Annotated in this window: 27 protein-coding genes; 21 read left to right on the top strand and 6 right to left on the bottom strand. The window is 61.0% G+C overall.

Features of this window, described 5'->3' with window-relative positions; translation table 11 throughout:
- The first annotated feature begins 3 nt into the window (after nucleotides 1–3).
- The 5 genes from cobT (at nucleotide 4) to G6M89_RS02515 (ending at nucleotide 3,796) form a co-directional block, all read left to right on the top strand.
- Nucleotides 4–1,044, top strand: coding sequence for a nicotinate mononucleotide-dependent phosphoribosyltransferase CobT (gene cobT, locus G6M89_RS02495; RefSeq protein WP_165160518.1), 1,041 nt, complete (start codon nucleotides 4–6; stop codon nucleotides 1,042–1,044).
- Nucleotides 1,034–2,107 carry an aminotransferase class I/II-fold pyridoxal phosphate-dependent enzyme gene (locus tag G6M89_RS02500; protein ID WP_165160213.1) on the top strand — a complete coding sequence of 358 codons (1,074 nt, stop codon included), beginning with the start codon at nucleotides 1,034–1,036 and terminating at the stop codon, nucleotides 2,105–2,107. Before cobT ends, G6M89_RS02500 begins: the two co-directional genes overlap by 11 nt.
- Nucleotides 2,107–2,919: an adenosylcobinamide amidohydrolase gene (locus tag G6M89_RS02505; protein WP_165160214.1), complete on the top strand. Its 813-nt coding sequence runs from the start codon at nucleotides 2,107–2,109 to the stop codon at nucleotides 2,917–2,919. The genes G6M89_RS02500 and G6M89_RS02505 overlap by 1 nt, the downstream gene beginning before the upstream one ends.
- A gap of 53 nt (nucleotides 2,920–2,972) precedes the next feature.
- Entirely contained in the window at nucleotides 2,973–3,455 is a 483-nt protein-coding gene (locus G6M89_RS02510) for a hypothetical protein (protein WP_241175188.1), read from the top strand.
- Between the two features lie 110 nt (nucleotides 3,456–3,565).
- Complete coding sequence (locus G6M89_RS02515) at nucleotides 3,566–3,796, top strand: hypothetical protein (protein WP_165160215.1); 231 nt, start codon at nucleotides 3,566–3,568, stop codon at nucleotides 3,794–3,796.
- Between the two features lie 42 nt (nucleotides 3,797–3,838).
- Here G6M89_RS02515 and G6M89_RS02520 read toward each other — a convergent pair whose 3' ends face one another.
- Nucleotides 3,839–4,039, bottom strand: a complete 201-nt coding sequence (locus tag G6M89_RS02520; protein WP_165160216.1) for a hypothetical protein — start codon at nucleotides 4,037–4,039, stop codon at nucleotides 3,839–3,841.
- Between the two features lie 114 nt (nucleotides 4,040–4,153).
- Here G6M89_RS02520 and G6M89_RS02525 point away from each other — a divergent pair, with 114 nt between their 5' ends.
- The 3 genes from G6M89_RS02525 to G6M89_RS02535 all read left to right on the top strand — a co-directional run bounded on the left by G6M89_RS02525 (nucleotide 4,154) and on the right by G6M89_RS02535 (nucleotide 5,820).
- Nucleotides 4,154–4,876, top strand: coding sequence for a fumarylacetoacetate hydrolase family protein (locus G6M89_RS02525; protein ID WP_165160217.1), 723 nt, complete (start codon nucleotides 4,154–4,156; stop codon nucleotides 4,874–4,876).
- Nucleotides 4,877–4,952: 76 nt separating this feature from the next.
- A complete protein-coding gene (locus tag G6M89_RS02530) occupies nucleotides 4,953–5,465 on the top strand; it encodes a hypothetical protein (protein WP_165160218.1) in 513 nt (170 codons plus the stop codon).
- A gap of 70 nt (nucleotides 5,466–5,535) precedes the next feature.
- Complete coding sequence (locus G6M89_RS02535) at nucleotides 5,536–5,820, top strand: translation initiation factor eIF-1A (protein WP_087713748.1); 285 nt, start codon at nucleotides 5,536–5,538, stop codon at nucleotides 5,818–5,820.
- A 115-nt stretch (nucleotides 5,821–5,935) separates the two neighbouring features.
- Here G6M89_RS02535 and G6M89_RS22835 read toward each other — a convergent pair whose 3' ends face one another.
- Nucleotides 5,936–6,052, bottom strand: coding sequence for a phosphohydrolase (locus G6M89_RS22835; RefSeq protein WP_394352354.1), 117 nt, complete (start codon nucleotides 6,050–6,052; stop codon nucleotides 5,936–5,938).
- 205 nt (nucleotides 6,053–6,257) lie between these two features.
- On the opposite strand from G6M89_RS22835, the gene G6M89_RS02540 reads away from it, so the two are divergent.
- The 4 genes from G6M89_RS02540 to G6M89_RS02555 all read left to right on the top strand — a co-directional run bounded on the left by G6M89_RS02540 (nucleotide 6,258) and on the right by G6M89_RS02555 (nucleotide 9,980).
- On the top strand, nucleotides 6,258–7,772 hold the full coding sequence (locus G6M89_RS02540; protein WP_165160219.1) for an NAD(P)/FAD-dependent oxidoreductase: 1,515 nt from the start codon (nucleotides 6,258–6,260) through the stop codon (nucleotides 7,770–7,772).
- Nucleotides 7,773–7,853: 81 nt separating this feature from the next.
- A complete protein-coding gene (locus G6M89_RS02545) occupies nucleotides 7,854–8,711 on the top strand; it encodes a prenyltransferase (protein WP_165160220.1) in 858 nt (285 codons plus the stop codon).
- On the top strand, nucleotides 8,704–9,585 hold the full coding sequence (cruF, locus tag G6M89_RS02550; RefSeq protein WP_165160221.1) for a bisanhydrobacterioruberin hydratase: 882 nt from the start codon (nucleotides 8,704–8,706) through the stop codon (nucleotides 9,583–9,585). Before G6M89_RS02545 ends, cruF begins: the two co-directional genes overlap by 8 nt.
- A gap of 71 nt (nucleotides 9,586–9,656) precedes the next feature.
- Nucleotides 9,657–9,980, top strand: a complete 324-nt coding sequence (locus G6M89_RS02555) for a hypothetical protein (RefSeq protein WP_165160222.1) — start codon at nucleotides 9,657–9,659, stop codon at nucleotides 9,978–9,980.
- A gap of 349 nt (nucleotides 9,981–10,329) precedes the next feature.
- On the opposite strand, the gene G6M89_RS02560 is transcribed toward G6M89_RS02555, so the two are convergent.
- From G6M89_RS02560 to G6M89_RS02575, 4 genes are all read right to left on the bottom strand, one after another.
- The gene (locus G6M89_RS02560; protein WP_165160223.1) at nucleotides 10,330–11,286 is read right to left on the bottom strand and encodes a phytoene/squalene synthase family protein; all 957 of its coding nucleotides are present in this window, start codon (nucleotides 11,284–11,286) and stop codon (nucleotides 10,330–10,332) included.
- A gap of 63 nt (nucleotides 11,287–11,349) precedes the next feature.
- Nucleotides 11,350–12,984, bottom strand: coding sequence for a bacterio-opsin activator domain-containing protein (locus G6M89_RS02565; protein ID WP_165160224.1), 1,635 nt, complete (start codon nucleotides 12,982–12,984; stop codon nucleotides 11,350–11,352).
- A gap of 184 nt (nucleotides 12,985–13,168) precedes the next feature.
- On the bottom strand, nucleotides 13,169–14,197 hold the full coding sequence (locus tag G6M89_RS02570; protein ID WP_165160225.1) for a hypothetical protein: 1,029 nt from the start codon (nucleotides 14,195–14,197) through the stop codon (nucleotides 13,169–13,171).
- Nucleotides 14,198–14,316: 119 nt separating this feature from the next.
- Nucleotides 14,317–15,546: a TIGR00300 family protein gene (locus tag G6M89_RS02575; RefSeq protein WP_165160226.1), complete on the bottom strand. Its 1,230-nt coding sequence runs from the start codon at nucleotides 15,544–15,546 to the stop codon at nucleotides 14,317–14,319.
- Between the two features lie 127 nt (nucleotides 15,547–15,673).
- On the opposite strand from G6M89_RS02575, the gene G6M89_RS02580 reads away from it, so the two are divergent.
- From G6M89_RS02580 to G6M89_RS02620, 9 genes are all read left to right on the top strand, one after another.
- Nucleotides 15,674–15,835 (top strand): hypothetical protein, encoded by a 162-nt coding sequence (locus G6M89_RS02580; protein WP_165160227.1) that lies wholly within the window; start codon nucleotides 15,674–15,676, stop codon nucleotides 15,833–15,835.
- 56 nt (nucleotides 15,836–15,891) lie between these two features.
- A complete protein-coding gene (gene msrB / locus G6M89_RS02585) occupies nucleotides 15,892–16,308 on the top strand; it encodes a peptide-methionine (R)-S-oxide reductase MsrB (protein WP_165160228.1) in 417 nt (138 codons plus the stop codon).
- 69 nt (nucleotides 16,309–16,377) lie between these two features.
- Entirely contained in the window at nucleotides 16,378–16,584 is a 207-nt protein-coding gene (locus G6M89_RS02590) for a DUF2196 domain-containing protein (RefSeq protein ID WP_165160229.1), read from the top strand.
- Between the two features lie 89 nt (nucleotides 16,585–16,673).
- Nucleotides 16,674–17,555: a YihY/virulence factor BrkB family protein gene (locus G6M89_RS02595; protein ID WP_165160230.1), complete on the top strand. Its 882-nt coding sequence runs from the start codon at nucleotides 16,674–16,676 to the stop codon at nucleotides 17,553–17,555.
- Between the two features lie 42 nt (nucleotides 17,556–17,597).
- Entirely contained in the window at nucleotides 17,598–18,080 is a 483-nt protein-coding gene (locus G6M89_RS02600; RefSeq protein WP_165160231.1) for a hypothetical protein, read from the top strand.
- 54 nt (nucleotides 18,081–18,134) lie between these two features.
- A complete protein-coding gene (locus tag G6M89_RS02605) occupies nucleotides 18,135–21,065 on the top strand; it encodes a bacterio-opsin activator domain-containing protein (protein ID WP_165160232.1) in 2,931 nt (976 codons plus the stop codon).
- 107 nt (nucleotides 21,066–21,172) lie between these two features.
- The gene (locus G6M89_RS02610; protein ID WP_165160233.1) at nucleotides 21,173–21,313 is read left to right on the top strand and encodes a rubrerythrin-like domain-containing protein; all 141 of its coding nucleotides are present in this window, start codon (nucleotides 21,173–21,175) and stop codon (nucleotides 21,311–21,313) included.
- 4 nt (nucleotides 21,314–21,317) lie between these two features.
- Nucleotides 21,318–22,637 carry a glutamate dehydrogenase GdhB gene (gene gdhB / locus G6M89_RS02615; protein WP_165160234.1) on the top strand — a complete coding sequence of 440 codons (1,320 nt, stop codon included), beginning with the start codon at nucleotides 21,318–21,320 and terminating at the stop codon, nucleotides 22,635–22,637.
- A gap of 174 nt (nucleotides 22,638–22,811) precedes the next feature.
- A complete protein-coding gene (locus G6M89_RS02620; RefSeq protein ID WP_165160235.1) occupies nucleotides 22,812–24,650 on the top strand; it encodes a PAS domain-containing protein in 1,839 nt (612 codons plus the stop codon).
- Nucleotides 24,651–24,792 lie beyond the last annotated feature (142 nt).

The following is a 24,792-nucleotide window of genomic DNA, read 5'->3' on the forward strand; positions in this document are numbered from 1 at the left end:
ATGATGCGCGTACTTCTCGCCGCTGGAACGACCGAAACGGCACTGATCGACGGCATTAGCGCCGCTGGCGCGACCCCGGACCTGATGAACTACACGCCCGCAGCAGATGCAGAAATTCTCGCCTATGGCGAGCCGACGGGGGCACCCGTGACGCCGGTGAGCCCGACCGGCTGTCCGACGCCCGCGGCGATCACCCGCGCGGTGCGGGAGGTCGTTGGCTTCGACCTGACAGTCGTCGACGCCGGACTCGCCCGGCCGACGATGGCCCCCACAGTCGCACTCGGCGCGGCTCCCGGTACTGATATTCGCGTGCCTGAGGCCGTTTCCGACGCGGCGGCGATTTTCGACCGCGCGTACGACTACGGCGCGAGTCTCCCTGACGATGAACTCCTGATCGGCGAAACCATCCCCGGCGGAACGACGACCGCACTCGGCGTTCTCACCGCGCTTGGCGTGCCTGCTGGCGTGTCCTCGTCGCTCCCCGAAAATCCGCTCGAGCAAAAACGCCGGGTCGTCGAGACTGGCCTCGAGCGAAGCGGGCTCGATCCCGGCGACTGTGAGACGGAGCCACTCGCAGCAATCCGCGCCGTTGGCGACCCAGTACAGGCAACCGTTGCGGGTATCTCGGCTGGCGCACTCGAGTCGGGAACCGACCTCACTCTCGCAGGCGGCACGCAGATGGTCGCTGTCGCGGCTCTTCTGCGCCAATCCGGCGTCGACGCACCCTTCTCGGTTGCCACCACGTCGTTCGTCGCCGCCGAGCAAGGGGACGAACTCGCGGACGCCTGCGCCCGCCTCGAGTGTGAGCTAACGGTGACTGATCCGGGCTTCGACGACCGTGATCACGTCTCGATGGAACGCTACTGTGTCGGCGAAGCAAAGGAGGGCGTCGCGATGGGTGGGGCGCTCTCGCTCGTTCCAGACGGACGGCTCGAGGCGGTACTCGACCGAATCGAACTCGTCTGTGATCGACTCGGTGTCGACGGCGGCGACGGTGCTGGGACTGAGCCGACAGACCCACCGGAGGGCGCTCATGGACCCTGAGTCGATACGGACGGGCGAGCGCGTCCCACACGGCGGCGAACCCGATCAATCGCTGCTCGATTTTTCTGCGAACACGAACCCGCAAACGCCGGACGGCGTCGAGGCGGTGTACGCCGACGCACTCGAGGCCTCGCGGCGCTATCCCGACGATAGCTACGCCGACTTTCGAGACGCGGCAGCCGCGTTCGTTGGCTGTGATCCCGCGCAGATCATCCCGACGCCCGGCGGGCTGGCTGCGATCAGACTGGCGATGGAACTCACGCTCGAGCCCGGCGACGAAGCGCTGGTACCTGCGCCCAGTTTCGGCGAGTACGCTCGGGAGGTCCACTTGCAGGGCGCGACGCCACGATATATCGACGCCTCTGAACTGCTCGAGGTAGAGACCGACCTCCTCGAGTCCTGTGCGCTCGCGGTCGTCTGCACGCCGAACAACCCCACGGGAGCGGCCGCCGATCCGGACGCGCTGACTGCGTTCGCTGCTCGCTGTGACGACGCCGAAACGACGCTGCTGGTCGACGAAGCGTTTCTTGGCTTTACTGACCTGCCGTCGGCAGCCACACTCGAGCGCGAGCACGTCATCGTTGCCCGGTCGCTGACCAAACTGTTCGGTTTGCCGGGATTACGCGCCGGCTTCGCCGTCGCATACGGAGAGCAACGTGATGCCCTCGAGACGGCCCGGCGCGCCTGGTCGCTGGGAACGCCAGCCGCACGAGTTGGTGCCTACTGTTTGCGACAGGAGGCGTTCGTCCGTGAGACGCGCGACCGCGTCGCCAGCGAGCGCGCTCGAGTATGTGGAGCACTCGAGACCGAGTGCGGATTCGACGTGGACCACTCCGATGCGCCGTATCTGCTCTGTGACGTCGGTGAACGCTCGGTGACGGACATCCTCGCGTCTGCGCGCGAAGCGGGTGTCGTCATCCGGGACGCAACGACCTTCCCCGGCCTCGAGTCACACATTCGGGTTGCGATCAAAGACCGCGACGCGAACGACGAACTGCTCGCCGCGCTCGGTGCTGAGATGGATGGAAACGAGACGAACGACTCGAGCGGAGGGGCTGACTGATGGACGAGGCCGACACCGACTCGGTGGATGAGCCCGCATACGCTGCGGTCCGACGAGACGGCGTGCTCTGTGTTCGTCGCTCTGGAACCGAGTGGCTCTCGACCGGCTGGGACGGTGGGCGGTGTCAAGCTGATCGAGCGTACAACATTTCCGTCCCCGAAGAGTGGGCGCGAACCGATCTTGAGGCCTACACGAGCGAGCGGATCGGACGGGCCGGATTCAACGAAGCAGATTCCAAGCGTCCGGTTCTGCTGACCGGTGTCGACATCGCCGATGCTCGAGGCGCACGCTGTGGGTCGGTCACAGCCTACGCAACTGCCGGGATTTCGAACCCGGCGGCGCTGCCGATGAACCCCGACAAATCGGATCAATCTGGCTCGAACTCGAGCGGCGACGACGCACCGACCCGGCCCGGAACGGGCACTGTCAACCTCATCGTTGGGACAACGCGTGCGCTTGCGTCGGGCGCATTAGCGAACTTGATCGCCGTGGCAGCGGAGGCGAAAGCGGCGACATTACTCGCCGAGACCGGTTTTCCGGGGACCACGACAGACGCCATTGTCGTCGGCCACGATCTGGAGGGTGAGTCGGTGCCCTTCTCGGGGACCGGAACCGAGGTCGGTGGCGCAACGCGTGCCTGTGTCCGTGAGGCCGTTCGCGCCTCGTTGCAGGCACACTACGCCGAACGGACAGAACAGGTGCCTGCATCGGTCGACGAGGCAACCCACGGCGTCTCGACAACCGAGCGAGCGACTGTGTTTCGACCGGGAGACGCCACCACGGACGGCGACAACGAGCAGCGCCCGTCATAACAGCGACCCTCGAGAACAGATCAGATAAACGTCCTCGAGCGTAACAGAGACCAATGGGGGACCACGATACAGCGCCGAAGGACGAGGACGAAGCAGACGGCAACTCCGAGCCTGAACCTAAGACACGGCCAGATCCGTCCGCAATCCGCTCGCTTGCCGTCTCACCCGATGATGTCGTCAACGCCTATATCTACACGCAGGAAAACCCCGGCGAGGCCGTCCTCCGCGTCACACCGCCGTTTCACGGCCGAATGCGAGCGCGTCTCCACGCCTACCGTGTCGACGATACCCACATGACCGGCGCACTCCACATCCGGCCCGCCGAACTCATTGCAGACGAGATCGTCGATGCGTATCCACAACTCGAGGATGCCGCCGAGACGTCCGTGGATGAGACAGACACCGAACGCATCCGAGAGCGCCACGCCGATTCACACGAGCAGTGGCGCGAAAACGCAACGGAAGCGATTGCAGAGACCATCACACTCGAGACGCCCGCCGGTTCACAGCAGGTGTCGATCAAACGACTCGGCTGAGAATAGAGTCGACCCACCCACCAATTCACCGGCGTCACGCGATTTGTCGTCTACTTTCACTTTCACTGCGGACGGATCGGTTTGACATACAAACAGTCTAACTACTCGGTATGACACTGATCGTCGACGCCACGACCGACCCCACGATGACGGCCGCCTCGAGCGAGGACTCCTCAGCCGATTCGACTGAAACAGCAGCGAACGCTCGAGAACGCCGTCGAATCGACGTCACCGAGATGCCGGCTGACGATATCGCAGGGTTCGTCGATGAAAACGTCGACACGCATCGCGTCTCACTCGAGAACTGCGGCGCGCGAACCTACCTGCTCATCGAAGAGTAACGCACTCGGTCCCGAAATACCGGACACAAGCCAACCGACACGCTATCGGAGCCGACGGTACGCACGCAGTCCAATTGAGACGGCCGTTCCGAAGCCGGGGATGCGCGAGGAAACGGCGGCTGCACCGAGCAACAGCGCGCCGCTCTTTCGTCTCCCCTTCAGAAACTCCATGCCCGCGTCGACAAGCGTCGTGACGACGCCTGCGTTCTGTAGCAGCTTCGTCCGGTCGGTTGTGGTTGCCATAGGCGTCATACGAACCTGCGCCGAAAAGTCGGCCGGGTTGCACATGCCATGGACTCGAGGTGGACACAGTACCGGTATCGGTACGACTAATCCGTCAGCGACCACAGCACCAGTATGCGAGTCGCGAGAATCGCGACGGCCGACGGGGTAGTGACCGGACGATACGAAAACGGCGTCGTGTACGGCGACGACGAGATATATGAGGTCGGCGAAGATGGCGAGTTGTGCGCTCCCTGTGAGCCGTCTGCCCTCTATTGCGTTGGGCGAAACTACGCCGAAACGCTCGAGCAGATGGAGTACGACCGTCCCGACGAACCGGACTTCTTCATCAAACCACCCGTCTCGGTGCTGGCCCACGAAACGGACATTCTCTATCCAGAATTCACGAACGAACTCACATACGCGGGTGAACTCGCTGCAGTCATCGACAAGGAGTGTCACGACGTGAGTGAGGACGAGGTATCAGACGTTGTCCGCGGCTATACGATCATGAACGACATGGATGCACTCGACCAGCAGGGCCGCACCGCACGGAAGGCATTCGACGGCTCCGGGCCACTCGGGCCATGGCTCGAGACAGACCTCGATCCGACGGGTATCGATATGTACACAGATGTTGGCGGCGAGCGCCGTCAGGAGGCGAACACGGAATTGATGTTGTTCGAACCCGACGAGATCATCTCGTATCTCTCGCGGCGATTTACGTTCCAACCGGGCGACGTTGTGGCGTTTGGCAGCCCGGCGAATCCGGGAGTAGTCGAACCAGGTGAGGCGGTCGAAATAACTTACGAAGGCGTCGGGACACTCCGAAATACGGTTGTTGACCCGAGTAAATGAGTACGACTGACCGAGCGGATCCAACGCCTCGACTCGGGAAGAAAGGCACTTCCGCACGCGCTTCCTCCCCTCGTTCGTGAGCAGCGAGGCCCCCCGTCGCGTCGAAGTCTATCCCGACCGCGAGGTCGTCGTCGAGTTCGATCCTACCCTCACGTTCGAGTGCGTCGACGACTGTACGTGGTGTTGTCACCACGGCGTCTTACTCTACGACCGCGACTTACTCGAGTTAGCCCAGCGGGCAAACCTCGCGGAGACGACGACGGACTTTCGCGGCGAGAAGTTCGTCACCCGCGAGGAGAAAGGCCGCGACGAACACGTCGCCGAGGACGGCTGTGCCTGTGCCTTCCTCCGGGAGGACGGCCTCTGTACGCTGCATCTCGAGGAGGACTGGAAACCCACCCGCTGTTCGGTGTTTCCGCTGGGCGTCTGGCTCGAGGATGGCGACCTCCACGTCGATATCCGTGAGTCGGCCCACGAGCACTGTGAGGGGTTAAACGTCAGCGAACGCAGCGTGATCGACAATCTCGAGGCGTTCTTACCAGAAATTCTGTGGGACCTCGAGAATCCGGACTCTGATCGAGAGCTGTGAGCAGTCTTTTCAAGAGTCATGTTACCACGGCTCTCCAATCTTTTAAACGTCTTCCGTTCGTAGGACAAGTGTGACAGAAGAATCCGGGCGTCGGAATCTCCGTATGCCCAACAACGATGAAGTATTCGCCGTCGTCACCGAGCACCTCGGTGGGAACCACGTTCAACTCCGCTGTGCAGACGGCGAGGAGCGTCTCGGACGCATTCCGGGACGAATGAAATACCGGACCTGGATCGAGCAAGACGACATCGTCGTCGCCGAGCCCTGGGATTGGCAGGACGAGAAAGCAACGATTGAATGGCGCTACACCAGCCAGGACGCAGATCAGCTCCGTCGCGAAGGCCACATCGACTGATTTCTACGTGCGGATACCGCCGCGTGCTTGCTGCCCGACGGGGGCCGAGCGATTGCACTCGAGGCGGAGTAGACGATAGAGGGCGCTAGATACGCAGGCCAAAGTGTGAGCGATATTACTGATAGCCACGCTGTGTCTGATACATTAGTTCCCACAGCGCATCCTCGATGGACTCGTCGGTCTGTTCCTCGAGCTTTGCGTACAATTGCTCCGAGACGGTGACTTCTGGCATCATGTGGGTGTATACCAGCATTGAATATAAAGGTACGCAGATACGGAATCGAGTTAATTATGCTGATGACAGTCATCAGATTGGATCGATGACGTGAGCGACCACCACAGATGAGTGTTCGATTCTCGCGTGTTGGCACCGTTCGGTCCGATACCCTACACAGTATGGTATAGGCTTTTCACTGCGGCGACAGTCACGAATACCTATGCAACCGCTGACCGATGAGTCTGTAGTCGTTGTTGGAGGTGGTGTCGGTGGCCTCTCGAGTGCGTGTTATCTCGCTGATGCCGGCGCTGACGTCCACGTCCTCGAGAAAAACGAGCAACTCGGCGGCCGAGCAAGTCGACTCGAGCGCGATGGCTTCCGATTCGATATGGGACCGTCGTGGTATCTGATGCCCGATGTCTTTGAGCGGTTTTTCGACCATTTTGACCGGACGCCCTCGGACTACTACGAGTTGACGCATCTTGACCCACACTATCGAATTTTCTTCAAGGACGGGGATCAGGTCGACATTACGCCAGACCTCGAGCGCACGAAAGAACTGTTCGAGGAGTACGAGGAGGGCGCTGGCGAGCAGTTAGAACGCTATCTCGAGAAGTCACGCGAGAATTACGAGGTTGGGATGGAACACTTCGTCTACGAGGATCGCTCGAGACTGCGGGATTTCATCGACCTCGATGTGGCGCGTCAGGCCCGCGGCCTGTCGCTGTTGGGGTCGATGCAGGGCCACGTCGAGAGCTACTTCGACCATCCAAAACTCCAGCAGATCATGCAGTACACGCTGGTCTTTCTCGGGGGGTCGCCCTCGAACACGCCAGCGTTATATAACCTGATGAGCCACGTCGATTTCAATCTCGGTGTCTGGTATCCTGAGGGTGGTATCGGCGCGGTCATCGACGCCATTGTTGAACTGGGAACCGAACTTGGCGTTACCTACGACACGGACCGGCCAGCAACAGCGATCAAAGGCCGCGAAGGTGCCTTCCTCGTCGAGACGCCCGACGGGCCGGTTCGCCCCGACTTGGTCGTGAGCAACACCGATTACGCCCACACGGAACAGGACCTGCTGCCAGCAGAACAACGTGGCTACGACGCCGACTACTGGGACTCACGCACGTACGCTCCCTCCGCGTTCTTGCTCTACCTCGGCGTCGAAGGCGACGTCGAAGAGTTGGCCCACCATACGCTCGTCCTGCCGACGGAGTGGGACGGCCACTTCGAGCAAATTTTCGATGAGCCAGCGTGGCCCGACGATCCGGCGTACTACTGTTGCGTTCCATCCGAAACGGACGACACCGTTGCACCTGATGGCCACAGCGCCCTGTTCGTCCTTGTGCCGATCGCGCCAGGGCTCGAGGATACCCCAGAGATCCGCCAGGAGTACCGCGACGAAGTGCTTGCGGATATTGCGACCAACACTGGGACGGATATTCGTGACCGGATCGTCCTCGAGGAACAGTTCTCGGTCGAGGATTTTGCCTCACGATACAACAGCTACGACGGGACGGCGCTTGGACTCGCGCATACGCTTCGCCAGACGGCGCTGTTTCGGCCGCCGCGGCGCTCGAAGGAGGTTGATGGTCTCTACTTCGTCGGTGGGGATACGACCCCCGGAATCGGCGTCCCAATGTGTCTCATCAGCGGCGGGTTGACGGCCGAGGCAGTCGAAGCGGATTACGGCCACGCATCACACCAGCACCACTCGAGCGCGGAGTGATCGACACGTGAGTACAGCGTCCCGATCGACGCATCGCCAGCGGGCACGGAGCCACTGGATTCGCGAGGACGGGTGGCCCTGATGGGAGACAGCAACAAGACGCAGACAGGCTCTCTCGTGTATCTGCTCTCGCTCTCGAGGCCGCGTTTTTGGCTCTACCTCGCGGGACCGGTGCTGGTTGGGGTTGCCTACGGGGCGGCCGCTCCAGCCGAGGTAGTCACGCCTGCAGCGGTCGTGTTGTTTGCATACTTTCTGCTCCCGGCGAATGTGTTTCTGTACGGAATCAACGACATCTACGACCGCGAGATCGACGCTGCAAATCCGAAGAAAGACGAAAAGGAGAGCCGGTATCGTGGGCAGCGAGTCGTCCCACTGCTGGTCGGACTCTGCGGGGCGCTCCCGCTCGTTTTCGCGCCGGTTGTACCGACTCCCGCGTGGCCGTGGCTCGCTGCATTTGTCGTGCTTGGGGCCGCCTACAGCGCGCCACCAGTGCGATTCAAGACAACTCCCCTACTGGATTCGGTCTCGAACGGCCTGTACATCCTCCCGGGCGCGGCGGCCTACGCGGCCGTCGCTGGGACGCAGCCACCCGTCCTCGCCGTTGTCGGCGGCTGGCTCTGGGCGATGGGCATGCACACGTTTTCGGCGATCCCAGACATCGAACCCGACCGTGAAACGGGTATTCGGACCACGGCGACCGTGTTGGGAGCACAACGGACCTACGCCTACTGCGGGGCCTGCTGGCTCGCGAGCGCACTCGCCTTTGGCGCACTCGACGTGCGACTGGGCGCGGTCATGCTCGTCTACCCCGTCCTCGTGGGGGCAATTGCCACCGCGAGCGTCGACGTCGACCGCGCGTACTGGTGGTTCCCGGCAATCAACACCGTCGTCGGCGCAGTGCTGACGATGGGCGGACTCTGGAGGTTGCTCTATGGATAATACAAACACTCGAGCACACGATCACGACGACCGCAACAGCACACGAGCGAACATACAGCATCGACTCGAGCAAATTATTCGGGAGAATCGGTTTACGATCGCGGTTGTGTTCCCGTTCGTTGGCGCGGTGACGCTCGTTGCGAGTGCTGAAGGCTGGCTGACGGGGCCGCTTGCGTACAATCCGCTGTTTATCCTCTTTGGTACGGCAGTTATGCGCTCACCGCTGCTGGTCGGCCTCTTACCACGGATTGGCTGGTGGGCGCTTGGCTGTCTCGGCGTGTTGACGATCTATACGTACGCAATCGAGATGATTGGCGTTCGGACGGACTGGCCCTATGGCGCGTTCGAGTACACGATTCAACTCGGGCCGATGCTCTTCGGTGAGGTCCCGATAGCGCTCCCGCTGTTTTTTATCCCACTCGTCTTGAACGCATATCTGCTGACGTTGTTGGTACTCGGTGACTGGCGTGATCGGCTGTTCGTCCGAGTGCCGGTCGCCATCGCTGCCGTCGTCGCAGTGGACGTCGTCCTGGACCCTGCTGCCGTCGCTATCGGCTTCTGGGAATTCGACTCGGGTGGATTCTACGGCGTTCCGCTCTCAAATTACCTTGGATGGGTTCTCTCCGGAACTGTTGCTATCCTCCTCGTGGAGTTGGCCTTCGACCGAGAAGCACTCCTCGAGCGCGTCGAAGAGTGCGTGTTCATCCTCGACGACCTCGTGAGCTTCGTATTGCTGTGGGGCGCGATTAATCTCCTCTATGGCAACTGGATTGCAGCAGGTGTCGCCGGGCTGTTCTGTCTTGGACTGTTCAGTACGGATCGGTACGACTGGGAGATGGTTCGAACCGCGATTCCGTCAATAAATATGCGGTAAAATATCTCTTAGAAGTTCTCTTTGGCTAAATTTGAAGAGGATTTTTACGTAAGGGCGTTATTGGACCGAGTATGTCCGAAATTGGAACTATGATCTTGGCGCTCGGATTGATCGGCGCAATCATCGTCCTGCCGCCGACGGCAGCGGTGTACTACAACGCCCGCCGGAAGCGCCTCTCGACGGCGATTCCCTGGGCCGTAGCGATGGGGCTCAGTACCTGCCTCGCAGTCGTGGCGTTCGGACTCGAGGCCTATGGTGGCTTGGCCACACCGCTGCTCGTCGGTGGCTTGTACCTCTATCGGACGCGGTCGGTTGAGACTCCCATGTCTCGCAAAGAGCGGGCGAACGAAAAAAACGAGGGAGACTACGAACACAGACACAGCTGGTACCGGTAACAGCACGGTCTACAACTGCAAACCGAACTCGCGGGTCGATTAGACGAACACTGCCGAAATCGAATCGCCGGTCAGCATGAGCAGACCGACAGCAGCGAGCGTCAGTACCAGCCAGACGCCGAGAGAGAGACCACCGCCGTCCTAATTCCTGCTCACTCGCTTCAACTGCGAGCAGGTCGTTCTCCGAATCCGGTGCTGCTGGCGACTGCGACTCTCTCGAGGCGTTGTTCGAACCACGCTGGGTGTGTGCCTACGAGGACGGCGTTTGCGTACTGTTGCTCATACCTCTGTGTTCGGACGAACCAGACACAAACGGATGGCTACGATATTTGCGGCCTTGATAAGCAGGTTACTGCGTCGGGACGCTGTCACCGTGACCGGGGCTGCGGCCATGGGGGTCGGGATCAACGGTCGGAACCGCCGAGACGCGGTGAAATACCGCTTCCGGGTCTCGATTCCAGTGCCAGTGCCAGCGCGTTTTCGCTAGACACCAGAGTTTGCGCGTTGTCGAGAGAGCGGGCTCAGTGGAGAGTACATCGTACTCCTGGTGACGAATAAGTGCATGATGTTCCGCGTAAAGCACGGCCGACAGTAACACCGGCAACTGGCAATCTTCGGGCAAGTACCGAATTCCAGCCACGCCCTCTCGATACAGTTCTTCTGCTCGTTGCAGTTCGTGTGCCATCGCCGCCGCAAAGTCATCGGAGTACTCGAGACGTTCGATCTGTGCGTCACTGACGCCGTGTTCCTCGAGGGTCGCTTGCGGAAGATAGATACGATCCCGGTCAAGGATGTCTTCGCGAACGTCACGGAGGAAGTTCGTGAGTTGGAAGGCTTCGCCGAGTTTGACCGCGTGTGGAAGCGCCGCCTCCTCCATGTCGGGTTCCATGATCGCCGTCATCATCACACCGACAGCAGCCGCTGATCCGCGCATGTAGGCCTCGAGATCAGCATACGTGTCGTAGCGACTCGTCTCAATATCAGTCGCCATGGCATCGATGAACTCGTTGACCTCCTCATCGGCAATGCCGTGCCGGTCGCGAAGTTCGATGAACGCCTCGAGAACCGGGTCGTCGGGATCCGTCTCACCAAGTGCCTGTTCACGAAGCGACTCGAGTTCGGCCCGTTGTTGTGCTGGCGGGACGCCGTCGGCATCGTCGACAACCTCGTCTGCGATCCGAAAGAACGCATAGAGGACGTGTGTCGAGTGTCGAACACGCTCCGGGAGGAATTTTGTGGCAAGATAGAACGTCTTTCCGGTGCGGCGTTGTATCGCCTTCCCGGCGTCGATGTGTTCCTGTTTCATTGGTGACTAGTAATCCGGACGCACCGGTTGGTGTCTCCCCTACAACAAGTATATATAAAATAGCTAGCCCTCACTAGTCGGGTCCGCGGCAAACAGTTCCTCGAGCAATTTTCGCTGTGCGGCGCGGAGGTGCTGGTGAAACGTCGATCGGGAGACGCCCATCGAATCAGCCAGTTCCTCACCCGAGACATCACGTGGCCACTCGAAATAGTTGGCGTAGTAGGCCTTTCGAAGCGCCATCTGCTGGCGGTCAGTCAGGCGTTCGTCGAGTTGTGCGGTGATGTCGCGAGGCGTCTGTGTTGGCTGGTCAGTCTCGTGGTAGCTGAGTAACTCGACCCGGTCGTAGCGCTCCGTGACGGTATTGTACGCCGACCGAGCAGACTGCCCGTTTGGCAACTCGAGTGCCAGATCAGCGACGCGATCGTCGACGTCAAGGCGCTGGATCATCGCGCCGTGGTTCGCAAGCGCCGTTACGAGCCCAGACGAGAGTGCGACCTCGAGTAAGACGCCTTCCTCGTACTCGGTTACAACAGACGCCCGCTCGATGGCATCGATATCCGCGGCCGCATCGACCACGCCCGCTGTCCGATCGACATGAAAGAACGCAAGCGGCGTGCCGTGTTCGTCGTAGGTTATTCCTCGATAGGTAAGCGTCGCCTCGAGTGCATTGGCAAGCGCCGTGACGAACAGCGACGAATCTTCGATCGCCACCTCGAGTTCGACGACGGTCTCAGTCGTAAGCATACGTCGGGTTTCGATCGCATTGAGTGCGGTCGAGACCGTTCCCGCGAGCGACTCGAGAACTGGCAGTTCGCGGCCGTCAAAGACGTTCGGTTCGTCGGCAAACAAGACGAGTACGCCGTAAGTCACATCGCCGTACTCGAGTGGAATCGCGACGACAGAGTGAAACCGCTCACCGGCACAGGTGGGCCACCAGCGGTCGGCGTCATCGAACGTCGCAATATCCTGAATAACGTGTGAATCCCCACCCTCGAGCGCCTGCACGGCGGGGTGGCTCTGGGCATCGCCAGCGTCGAGGACGAGGTCGGCATCCTCGAGTGGGACGTCGTCGTGGCCAGCCCATGCCTGTGGCGTGATTCGCTGTGTCGCGACGTCGACGCGGCCGATCCAAGCGAGGACGTACGGCTCGGTATCAACGAGGCGCTGACAGACGCGTCGTTCGATGTCATCGCGGTTGCCTGCGCCGACAGCGGCATCGGTGACGTCACGGATGAGGCCGTCGACGCGATGGAGGACGTGCTCTAAGGCGCGATGCTCTTCACGTACCTGTTCGGCTGAGGCTTCGGCGGCGATTTCGGCGAGTTTCCGTTCAGTGATGTCGAGGTGGACAACCGAAACCCGTGTCTCATCATCGACGGTAAATCGACTCGCACGCATCAGGAACCATCGTTTCTCCTCCGGAGAGTGACATGGATACTCCATCGAGAACGTCTCCTGTTCACCAGCGAGAACGGCTGTGATACCGTTGACTGCTTGTTCGGCGTGTTCGTCGTCATCACGGTCCATCGCCGCGGTTGCGACGTAATTAACGCCAATGTGATCATTGGGTATCTCTTCGCCCTCAAACGTGCGCCACGACTGATTTGTGAGTAGAATCTCCCCTTCGTCGTCGAGTATGGCGACGGTGATCGGGAGTGTCTCAAGGGCGGCAGCGGCGAGGTTATCCCGGGAATCCATCGTTGCACACGATAAGGTGCAGACGACTATAATGGACACGGACGAAGGATTTCATCACGAACTCGTCCCGACGGTGAGTTCTCGGTTCAGTGATCGGCGGATTGTGAATCTGGACTGCGTCGGCACCGATACTCATTTTCGGTCCGCTCGCTGTCTTGGGACATCCGCAGTTTTCGCCGATCGCTTACCGGAGACCGAAGGCGACGTCGTCATTTTCACAGCGGGATTCGGCCGTTTCGCCGGCTTCGAAATGTTCGTCACCCTCAGCGAAATTACCGCTCGCGTACGCGTCGGCGCCGCGGGAGTAGTAATCCGCCGCGTCACTGAACGCCTCCATCTGACAGGAGAGATCAATCAGATCTGCACGGAACGCAGCCGGTGCATCGTCTTCGGCGTCGTTGAACGTAGTATACGCAATGTCGAATTTTCCCGCCGCCGACGAGAACTCGTCTGATGCCGTGGTGAAGTCCTCCCGTTCAAGGGCATCGGCGCCGGATTCGAGCGGAATCATTGCTTTTGTCAGCTGTTCGCACCCGGTAAAGAACACGTCAAGAACGGCCAGCGTTTCGTCGATTTCTTTGAGATCAGTCTCCAGTTCCACGCGGTCAATCTCGTCGACATCTTCGAGCGCCGCCGTATCGATGTCGTCGAACGTCGATTGAGCGACTGTCACGCTATCCTTCGCCTCGTCGTTGTACGCGCTCGCCTGTGCTGCAGCGTCGACCGCATCATCCCACCGCCCTTGATCCAAGTACTGTTCCCAGACCTCAAACTCGTCGAACGCGTCGCTAACTGCCGAGATCGCACCGACAAAATCGCGGAAGAAGTCTGCTGTGTCTTCGAGCGCGTGGATCGTCTCGAGTTGGTTGTCGGTCGCCCCATCACGAGCGTCCTCAAGGTCGCTCTCAGCGTCGTCAATCCGTGCATTGATCGGCGCGGTCTCGATTGCATATGACTCGCTCATTGGATCGTCGGCTTCGTCGAGCGCTTCCTCAAACTCGTCAGCAGCCTCGCCAAGGGTTCTATCGCTCGACTCAATCAGTTCCGCCGACTCTCCCCCCGTTTCGTCATCGGTTGACTCGTCGTCGGTTCCGGACTGACCAGTATCCGAATCATTGGGAGTCGAACCGGTATCACTGTCGTCGAGACATCCCGCAATCGAAAGGGTCACAGCCGTTCCCCCGAGAGCAGTTAAGACCTGTCGTCGTTCCATAGCAGGTTATGTAATCGGCTCCGTAAATACCTCTCGCTGAAGAATCATTTTTGAGTTACAATTTCGCTCAAAGATCTATCAATCAAGTCAACACATCGTATGGGAGACGATACCGCAGGTCACTCGAGTAACTCGTCTCGGAGCATCGGCAGGAACGCCCCGATATCGGTGACGAGTCCGACGGCCTGTGCACTGCCCCGGTCGAGTAACTGGGTGACGGTCGCGGGGTTGATGTCGACACAGACGGTTTTCGTGGTCGAGGGAAGGCAGTTGCCGACGGCCACGGAGTGCAACAGCGTCGAGAGCATGAGGACGAGGTCGGCCTCGTGGGCCTGCTCGCGGATAGCGTTCTGGGCCTCGAGTGCGTCGGTGATCGTATCCGGCAACGGGCCATCGTCGCGGATCGAACCCGCGAGGACGTAGGGCACGTCGTTTTCGATACACTCGTACATCACGCCCTCGTCGACGACGCCCTCATCGACGGCCGCCTCGATTCCACCGAGACGGACGATCTCGCTGATCGTGTAGATGTGGTGTTTGTGGCCGTTCCGCGGGTGCTCGAGACTCTCGGTGTCGACGCCCAGCGAGGTCCCATAGAGGTCTCGCTCTAAGTCATGCACTGCAAAGCCGTTACCGGCGCTGAGTGCGTCGATGAATCCCGCGCTAACGAGGTCTGCCAGCGCGTTCCGACCACCGGAGTGAACGATTGCCGGGCCGCAGACGACAAGCACAGTGCCATCGGCTTCACGCACGTCACGCATTTCGTCGGCGATCTCTTCGATCAACGATGCGGATGGTCGCTCGCTCGAGACGCCTCCTTGCATGAATCCGAAGGAGCCACCGCCGTCGCGGGGGCGTTCAGGCGGTTCGACCCGGATGCCAGTCTCGCCGGTGACGACCAGGTCGCCTTCCTCGACGGCGTTTAAGACTCTGGTCGTGACTCGTGGGGACGACTCGCCGTTTGGTTCCACCACGAGCGCACAGTCCATTTCGACGTTTTCGACGTCGATCCACTCGCCCCCGACGCGAACGGCGGTCGGGTGATTCGTCGTCGAGTAGAACTCGACCGGGACGACACCGTCTTCCGGTGCCTCCTCGAGCGTGGCATCTCGAGGGTCAGCCACGGTCGCACCCTGCTGGTTGAGTTCGTGGAGAATCGCCCGCAGATCGGACTCGGTCTCGGCCATCACCCGTAGCCGGCAGTACGATTCCGCGTGTTTGTGGCGGCCGACCTCGAACTCCTCGACGTCGAACTCGCCGCCCATGTCCATGACGACGCCGAAGCAATGGCCCATCGTCCCCGAGTCGATGATGTGGCCCTCGAGTTCGACGGTACGCGCGACAGTCATTGATTGGCGTTAGCGGTCGAGGGCCGTGAATGTGTGCGTTGTGGGCTGGCAATTGATACTCGCACAGGCTGACAATTCCGATCACGCTGAACGAACCTATATGAGACTCAATAGCATACATTCGCGCATGGCCAGTAACACAGCCACCACGAACTACTCGCGGTGTCGCAACTGTGGGTTCGAAGCACCCGGCGGAGACGACGAGTGGCTCCGCCTCGAGGTGCCGAAACTCGGCCGGATGACCCAATGCCCACAGTGTGAGAGTACAGACGTGATGACCCACCGATAGGAGACGGTTGCGATCGGTGCGGACAGATTCTTTGCCGTCACCGCCATACGGAGCGTATGGGACAACGAGGCGACGCTGACGACCGTCCAGCAGACGACGCAGAGTGGCGTGAGCAACTCAGCGACGAGGAGTATCGCATCCTGCGCGAAGCCGGCACGGAAGCCCCATTCAGCGGCGAGTACGTCGATCACAAAGACGACGGCAGCTACGCCTGTGCCGGCTGTGGGACCGAACTGTTCGACTCCGAAACCAAGTTCGACTCCGGCTGTGGCTGGCCGAGTTTCTACGACACCGACGACGACCGCATCGAGACCCGTCTCGACACCAGCAACGGCATGCGCCGCACCGAAGTACTGTGTGCCGAGTGTGGGGGCCACCTCGGGCACGTCTTCGAGGACGGCCCCGAACCGACGGGCAAACGCTACTGTATCAATTCCGTTGCCCTCGAGTTCGAGGACGAAGACGGGGCGTAAGCTGCCAACACCGGCCGACGCGAATGCAGGCACGACCCTTTTTGACGCCACTGGCTCACACCCACCTGTATGTCAAGCGAATGCCCCACCGCTTCTGAACTCCGCCAGGGCATCACCGTCGAACTCGTCCAGGGCGACCAGGACATCCAATCCGAGGACAGCGAGCCACTCATCGGCGAAATCGGCACGATCTACGAGGACGATCCAGCAGGCCCCAAAGTCGAACTGAAAAACGGCGCAGTCGGCCACGTACAGTCGATCGTCCACGACGAATAGGGCCACTCGAGTGCTCGAGAACCCCAATCCACCACTGAACACTGCGGTGCCGGCCAAACGGACTTGTATCCCCCCGTTGAGGCCACCGTATGGCCGAGTCGGACTCGAGATCGAGTCTCTTTGCCCTCGCTCGAGACGTCGCCGCTGTCGCCCGCGAGCGCCAGATCAGCGTCAAATCCGCTGGTCTGGCCTATCACGGGTTCAACACGCTCGTCCCGCTCGTCATCCTGTTGCTCGTCGGCGTCACGCTCGTCGACGCACTCGAGCCCCTGCTCACCGCGCTCGAGGAAGCAACCGGACTCGAGGGGATGGTCTCGGAGGAGGGCCTCGAGGCGGCGACTGCGGAGGGGAACACTGCTCGGACGTACGCGGCGATTCTGGCGCTCGTGATCTTGCTCTGGAGCGCCATCCGGTTGTTTCAGGCAGTCAACAGCGCCTTTACCGATGTCTATGGCTCACGCAAGACGGAGTCGTACATGACGACGGCGGCGACAGTGACGCTCGTCACGGGATTCAACGTTGTACTGATGATGCTCACGCTGGTCGCCAGTGTGGCACTGGTCAGTATCGTCGGCATCAGCGTCTCAATTCGCGGCGGTGGGCTCGCCGCGACAGCGGCCGGCTCTGTCGTCTTGACCGGCCTGCTGATGGTCGTCTTCCTTCCGATGTACTACCTCTTTCCGCAGGTTGAGGTCTCAGTCCGGGAGGTGTTCCCAGGAACGATCTTCGCGGCGCTGTCATGGGCAGTCCTCGCCGCGAGCTTTCGCTTCTACGTTGCAACCTCCGATAGCGTCGCCCTGTTCGGGATCGCCGGCGCAATCTTGCTCATCCTGACGTGGGTCTACTTCGGAAGCCTCTGTCTGTTACTCGGGGCCGTCCTCAACGCTGTCCTCGCAGATCGCGTCTCGCCCGACGACGGCTGGGTCCCCCTCTGGGGCGTCTGGTCGAAGTACGCCGGCCTGTTCACGTGAGCGACCGGAATCACTATTATTCAGAAGAACAACAGGTTTCCTATGTCGAGTCCACTGCGGTCGGCGTGTGCAGATGCGCTGTCGCAGGCAAAAATCGCCATCGCCATCGGTCTTCCGGCAGCGATGGCCGTCTTTCTCGTCCTCATTGTGGCCCTCGAGATCGCAGGACAAACAACGCTCCTCTCGTCGACACTCGGCCTCGTCGGACTGGCCGCGTGTGCGCTCGTGATCGGACTGCAGGTCGCTGTCGAAGTCAGTGCCATTTCCGAACGCGGTACCGACGCACTGCGTCGCGGTTCGCCGCCCGCAACGACCGCACGATACGTCGCCGTGTCGCTGGTGGCTGGCGCAACCGCCCTGTTTTTGCTCGCAGTCACCGGCATTGGGCTCTCGGCTGCGCTTGGGGCCGTTCGTGGGGACTCCCTCGAGCCCGGCCTGTTGATCGGCCTCGCTGGGGCGTACGTGCTCTATCGCAGTGTAGAGGCGTTTGCTGCGGGTATCCGGGATGAACAGCCCCGCTCGTAGGGACTCCCATCGCGACCGATGGATTCTATCCACCGGCCGTCGTAGAGCCATCGAATGGGTTTTGCATACGCCGACGACGAGCCACGAGTCATCGTCGTCGAACCGGCCGCGGACGTCGAACCAATCACGGTCGAGCGAGAGTTCGCAGCCAGCGTGTCGACAGTCCCAACGGCCACAGACGCCCTCGAAGCGATCTCGAGCGGCGATCTCGACTGTCTCGTTACGCCACAGCGTCTCACCGACGGCTCCGGCCTCGCATTGCTCGAGCGCGTTCGCGAACGCAGTGAGGTGCCAGTCGTCCTCGCCCCGTGGAACGGGGACGAGTCACTGGCGAGCGATGCGGTCGCAGCGGGAGTGACAGAATACGTTCCACGAGACGATGACGCCGCAGCCGACGCCCTCGCGGGGGCACTCGAGCGCGCCCTCGAGACTGGCCACGAACGCGCCGAAACGAAGGCTCGAGCCCGCCAGTTCGATGCGATTTTCGACGACCCTGAGACGGCAGCGTGGGTGCTCGCCCCCGATGGTCACATTCGACGGGCGAACGAGGCTGCACGCGAGGTGATGGACAGCGCAGATGGAAACGAGCGGACGTTTCCGGAGTTGGCGTGGTTCGACGCCGTCGACGGGGGCGAGACCACGGTATCGCAGGTACTCGAGCGCGCACTCGAGGAGAGAAGCGTCGTCCGCCAGGAGCTTCGGCGAACGATGCACGACGCGGGGCCACAGACGCTCGAACTTTCCATGCGGCCGGTGATCGACGGTGAGACGGTTACCGCCGTCCTCGTACGGATGAGCGACGTCACCGAACGTGCGCGTCTCGAGGCCGAACTCCGAGAGTCCGAGGAACTCCATCGGGTGACGCTGAACAACATGACCGATACGATTCTCATTACGGACGAGACGGGTGCGTTCACCTATGTCTGCCCGAACGTCCACTTTATCTTCGGCTACTCGGACGACGAAATCCACGAAATGGGAACCATTGATACCTTGCTCGAGCCTGATCTGTTCGACCGGGAGGAACTCGCCGCCGAGGGCGTCCTGACAAATATCGAGTGTACGGCGACGGATCAGGCCGGCCGCGAACACACGCTGTTGGTCACCGTCCGCGAAGTGTCGATTCAGGACGGGACGTTACTGTATAGCTGTCGTGACATCACGAAACGCAAGCGCCGCGAGGAGGCGCTAACGGCATTGCACCGGACCTCACAGGACTTGCTGTACGCCGAAACAGACCACGAAATCGCAACCGCTATCGTCGAGGCGTCGGCGGACGTCCTCGACCTGGACGCCAGCGCCGCGTTTCTGTTCGATACCGACGAAAACGTGTTGCGTCCGGTCGCCCACTCCCGCGAGATGACCGCTCTACACGGGCCGCTCGCGCCACGGAGAGCCACTCGAGACAGCATTACGGGCGACGTGTTCGTCGAGGGGGAGAGTCATTTCTACCGTGACGTGCAGGAGTCACCGCTGTTTTCGAATCCGACGACAGATATCAAAAGCGTAGGCATCGTTCCACTCGGCGACCACGGCGTGTTCCTTGTTGGTACTGACGAACCGGATGCCTTCGATGAGGTACTGTGTGAGTTGACCGATCTGCTGGCGACGACAGCCGAGGCGGCACTTGATCGGGTCAAACGCGAGCGCGGGCTCCGCGAACGAGATCGGACGCTCAAACAGCGGAATCGACAGCTCGCTCGGCTCAATCGAGTCAACGAGATCATCCGCGAAATCGACGTCGCACTCGTTCGCGCTGAGACGCGCGAGGAGATCGAACGCGCAGTCTGCGATCGGTTGACGACGGCCGACCGGTTCTCGTTCGCCTGGATCGGTGCTGTCAACGCTGGCAGCGATGAACTCGTTCCGCGGACGCGCGCCGAAACTGGACGCGGTAGCGACTACCTCGATGGCGTTTCACTCCACCTCGAGCGTGACGGCGACGACGTGGATGACTCACACAGCGAACCGGCGGTCAGAACAGCCCGCAATCGTGAGGTGACAATCGTCGACAACGTCGCGACTGACCTGCGCGACGCCGCCTGGCGGTCCGAAGCACTCGCCCGCGAGTACCACTCAGTAATCAGCGTCCCAATCGCCTACGATGAGTTCACCTATGGGGTGTTGACCGTCTACGCCGATCGGCCGGACGCCATTGACGAGATGACGCGGGCTGTCCTCGCGGAACTCGGCGAGATCGTTGCCTCGGCAATCGCTGGCATCGAGCGCAAGAGCGCGCTGCTTTCCGAGTCGAGTACACGCCTCGAGTTCGACGTTGCCGATCCGGGGTTCGTCCTCTCACGGCTGGCCAGTCATAGCGAGTGTACGCTCTCGGTCGACGGCGGTGTTCGCCAGCGCGAAACCGGCGTCACGATCTTTGCGACAGTCGAGGGCGCGTCCGCTGGAGACGTTGTTCGCGCAGCCGACGACCTCGTTGCGATCGAGCACGCGTGGGTTCTGGGTGGTGACCGTACCGAGACAACGCCAGACAAGAGCGTCGGCGAGAGCGACAGTAATCGCGGCGACGACGGTAATGGCGCGACCGTCGTCCTGGCACTCGCTGGCCCGTCGCTTGCCTCACAACTCGCTGACCACGGTGCGGTGTTGCGCCACGTTGAGGCGACGCCGGAGCATGCTCGCCTGGTCGTCGAAGTCCCTCACGGCGTCGACGAGCGAAAGACCGCCGACGTCGTTTCGCACACGCTCGCAGACGTCACTCTTCGCTCGAAACAATCTGTTGAGCGAACGACCGGGCGAGACATGCGATCGACACTGCTCGAGCGAGTGACCGACCGACAACTCGAGGTCGTTCAGTTCGCGTACTACGGCGGCTACTTCCAGTCGCCACGCGAGCAATCCGGCGAGGAGATTGCCGAGACGCTCGATATTTCGCCGGCAGCGTTCTACCAGCACAACCGGACTGTCCAGCGGAAACTCTTCGAACTGGTGTTCGACGAGTGGGGGCTTCCGACGGTCGACGAATAAGGGGTTGAATAATGAACCCTCATCGTCGAGTCTGGTGTGATAGTCAACGGCCACATATATCCTAATATCCCTATTATTCTTAAATCGAAGTCGGCCTGACTCCATCCATGAAAGACGTCTATTTCGACCCACGTGAGGAATCGTCGTATGAGTGCTTTGAGTGTGGAACCGTTGTGAACACAGCAACCCCGAAATCCTGCCCGAACTGCGGTGCAGACATGCGAAACCGGCAAACACCGATTGAGTAATACAATGGCCTCTCACGAGCAGTCGGCATCGACGAGCGACGCATCGACGACAGCAACGGATGCGGAGTCACAGACGGAGACAGAACCCGAAACCGCCCTCGAGACGGCGCGCCGACAGCTTGCTCGCGCAGGTTCGCAACTCGAGATTGACGAGGCGATTCGAGAGCGACTCGCCCATCCCGCAAAGGTCCACGAGGTGACGATTCCACTCGAGCGCGACGACGGGACCGTCGAGGTGTTTACTGGCTACCGCGCCCAACACGACAGCGTGCGCGGTCCGTACAAGGGTGGACTGCGCTACCATCCCGAGGTGAGCCGCGACGAATGTGTCGGCCTCTCGATGTGGATGACGTGGAAGTGTGCCGTTATGGACCTCCCCTTCGGCGGCGCGAAAGGCGGCATCGTCGTCGACCCGAAATCGCTCTCAGCAGCCGAAAAGGAACGACTCACGCGCCGGTTCACACAGGAAATTCGCGATGCGATCGGGCCGAACAGAGATATTCCGGCTCCTGATATGGGGACCGATCCCGCGACGATGGCCTGGATTATGGACGCCTACAGCATGCAAGAAGGCGAGACAATTCCGGGCGTCGTTACCGGGAAACCGCCCGCAGTCGGCGGCTCCTACGGCCGCGAGGAAGCCCCCGGCCGCAGCGTTGCGATCGTCACCCGTGAGACCTGCGAGTACGAAGACCAGCCGCTCTCTGAGACCACCGTCGCCGTCCAAGGCTTCGGCAGCGTCGGCGCGAGCGCCGCCCGCTTGCTCGAGGAGTGGGGTGCAACCGTCGTCGCCGTCTCAGACGTTAACGGCGCGGTCTACGAACCGGACGGGCTGGATGTCGCCTCGATCCCATCCCACGATGAGGAACCCGAGGCCGTCACTCGCAACGCAGACGATGTCCTCGAGAACGAGGCACTGCTCGAACTCGACGTCGATGTGTTGATTCCAGCGGCCGTTGGGAACGCAATCACGGCCGAAAACGCCGGTCAGATTCAGGCAGATATCGTCGTCGAAGGCGCGAACGGGCCGACAACGTTCGCTGCCGATTCGATCCTCGAGGAACGCGGTATCACTGTCGTCCCCGACATCCTCGCGAACGCCGGCGGGGTGACGGTGAGTTACTTCGAGTGGCTGCAGGACATCAACCGGCGATCGTGGAGTCTCAAGCGCGTCAACGACGAACTCGAGACAGAGATGGTTCGGGCTTGGAACGACGTGCGCTCGGAAGTCGACGACCAGGACATTCGCTGGCGAGATGCAGCCTACGTTGTTGCTCTCTCGCGTATCGCCGCGGCGCATGACGCGCGCGGACTCTGGCCCTGAGATGAGGTGCAGTCTCCTACTCACGGTGTACCCATCGGAACGGACGGCTTGCTCGAGGACGATCCGCACTCGGGCCCCACTGATCGGTTTACCCGGTTGATAATTGGATGTCGACACATAATTAATACACTATTTATCCATACTTATTTAGTGCTCTACAGCGGGACGTGAAGTGTGTCAACAAGTGACCGACTCCTGGTCGTCAGTGAGCCACTGCGACGGCGATCACAGCGCGACGCATTGCGTGCTGGTGGCTTCACATTCGAGGAAGTGGCCGACGCGACAGCGGCACTCGAGCGATTCGATGCGGAGCCGTTCGAGGGAGTCGTGATGGCGTTTGAGCAAGCGGATGAGAGCAGACTCGAGATCTGTGAGGCGATCCGAGCACGTGATCAGGCGTGTCCGGTCATCGTCGTGGGGGAGCAACCGCAAGCGGCAGTCGGTGCGGTGCTGTTCGACGTGGATGCGACGGCCTACGTTCGACGCGACGCGCCCACGGAGACGCTAGTTGAGACGTGTCGGTCGGCTGTCGATCAGTACCGACGCTGTCGGGATGCAACTCGAGTGGCGAAAGCTGGTGGAGCAGGGCAGTGTCTCGTCCGCGATGGCATTCTCACGTACGTGACGCCATCGCTCGGGAAACTATTCGGAACAGATCCCGCTGCGCTCGAGGGGAGTCCGTTTACTGACCTCATCACGCCAGCCCATCGCGACCGGGTGGCGAACGAACTGGCGACGGTCGAGCAGCCTCGAGAGATGCAGTTTTCAGTCGCCGCAGACGACGGCGGGCGGCGAACGTTTCACGTACAATGGCGGCCAGCGGGCGAAGAACTCGTCGGAACCGTTATCGAAGATACCGAGCGAACTCGACGGATACAATCCTTAGAACGCGACGCAGCGATGCTCGAGTCGTTACTGGAGCACCTGCCGATTTCGATCTACTTCAAGGACAGAGCGAGTCGACACGAGCGAGTCAGTGAGTACATGACGAAGAACAACCCCGAAGCGTTCATCGAGAACAACGAGGGAAAGATTCACCCTCATGCCGAGGACCTCATCGGGAAGACGGACTTCGATCTCTACGCGACGGCGCTCGCTGAGGAGGCAATCGAGGACGACCGAACGGTCATCGACAACGAAGCGACGATCACGGGACGCATTGAGGCGACCAGAACGGGCACGGGTCAGGAATTGTATACATCGACGACGAAAGCGCCATGGTACGACACGGACGGACGTGTGGCCGGCGTCGTCGGTGTCACGCTCGATATCACCGATCGCGTCACCTCTCGGAAGGAACTCGAGCGCCACAACGAGCGCCTCTCGGAATTCGCCGAAGTGTTGACCCATGACCTGCGAAATCCGGTTAACGTCGCTCAGGGCTATATCGACGTTTTGCAGACGGAGTACGACCGCGAGGCAATCGATGCCTGCGAACGATCGCTCGAGCGCATCAGCCGGCTGATCGACGAAATCCGGGAGTTCGTCCTGCAGGGTCGCTCCGTCGAATCGCCAGAGCCCGTCGGCTTGCGTGCGGTCGCGAGACAAGCCTGGAAGACGGTCGACACCAAGGATGCCACCCTCGAGGTAGAGACGACACGCCGCGTGTACGCTGACCCCGAGCGCCTGCAGCGGTTACTCGAGAATCTGTTTCGAAATGCAATCGAACACGGACTGCCCGACCACCACTCCTCAGACGCGAGGAACGAAGCGGACAACACTGCCGCGGACCCGTCGCTGACAGTTCGCCTCGAGTGGACCGGAACTGGGTTCGCCGTTGTCGATGACGGCTCCGGCCTGTCAGAGTCGGGTGACGAGTTGGAACTGCTGTTCGAACGGGGGTATACGACCGCACGAACCGGGACAGGGTTTGGGCTTTCAATCGTTCGTGATATTGCCAACGCTCATGGCTGGAGTGTGTCGGCCGCGACCGGCACGGACGGCGGTGCACGATTCGAATTCGAGAACGTGGTCGTTGTCGATGAGGACATCGGTCAGACGTACGGACTGTGACTGCGTCTCCGACGTGCTGATTGGCACTGCCCGCGCTCGACGCGGCTCACACCGATAAGAGATCCGCATGATGAGACCGATGAAAGAGGTAACGGTCTCGAGTAGGTGCCCGAACACGCCTGCCAAACGCCTACCCAGCCCG

Origin of the sequence: Natronolimnobius sp. AArcel1 (genome assembly GCF_011043775.1) — an archaeon.
Taxonomy (GTDB): domain Archaea; phylum Halobacteriota; class Halobacteria; order Halobacteriales; family Natrialbaceae; genus Natronolimnobius.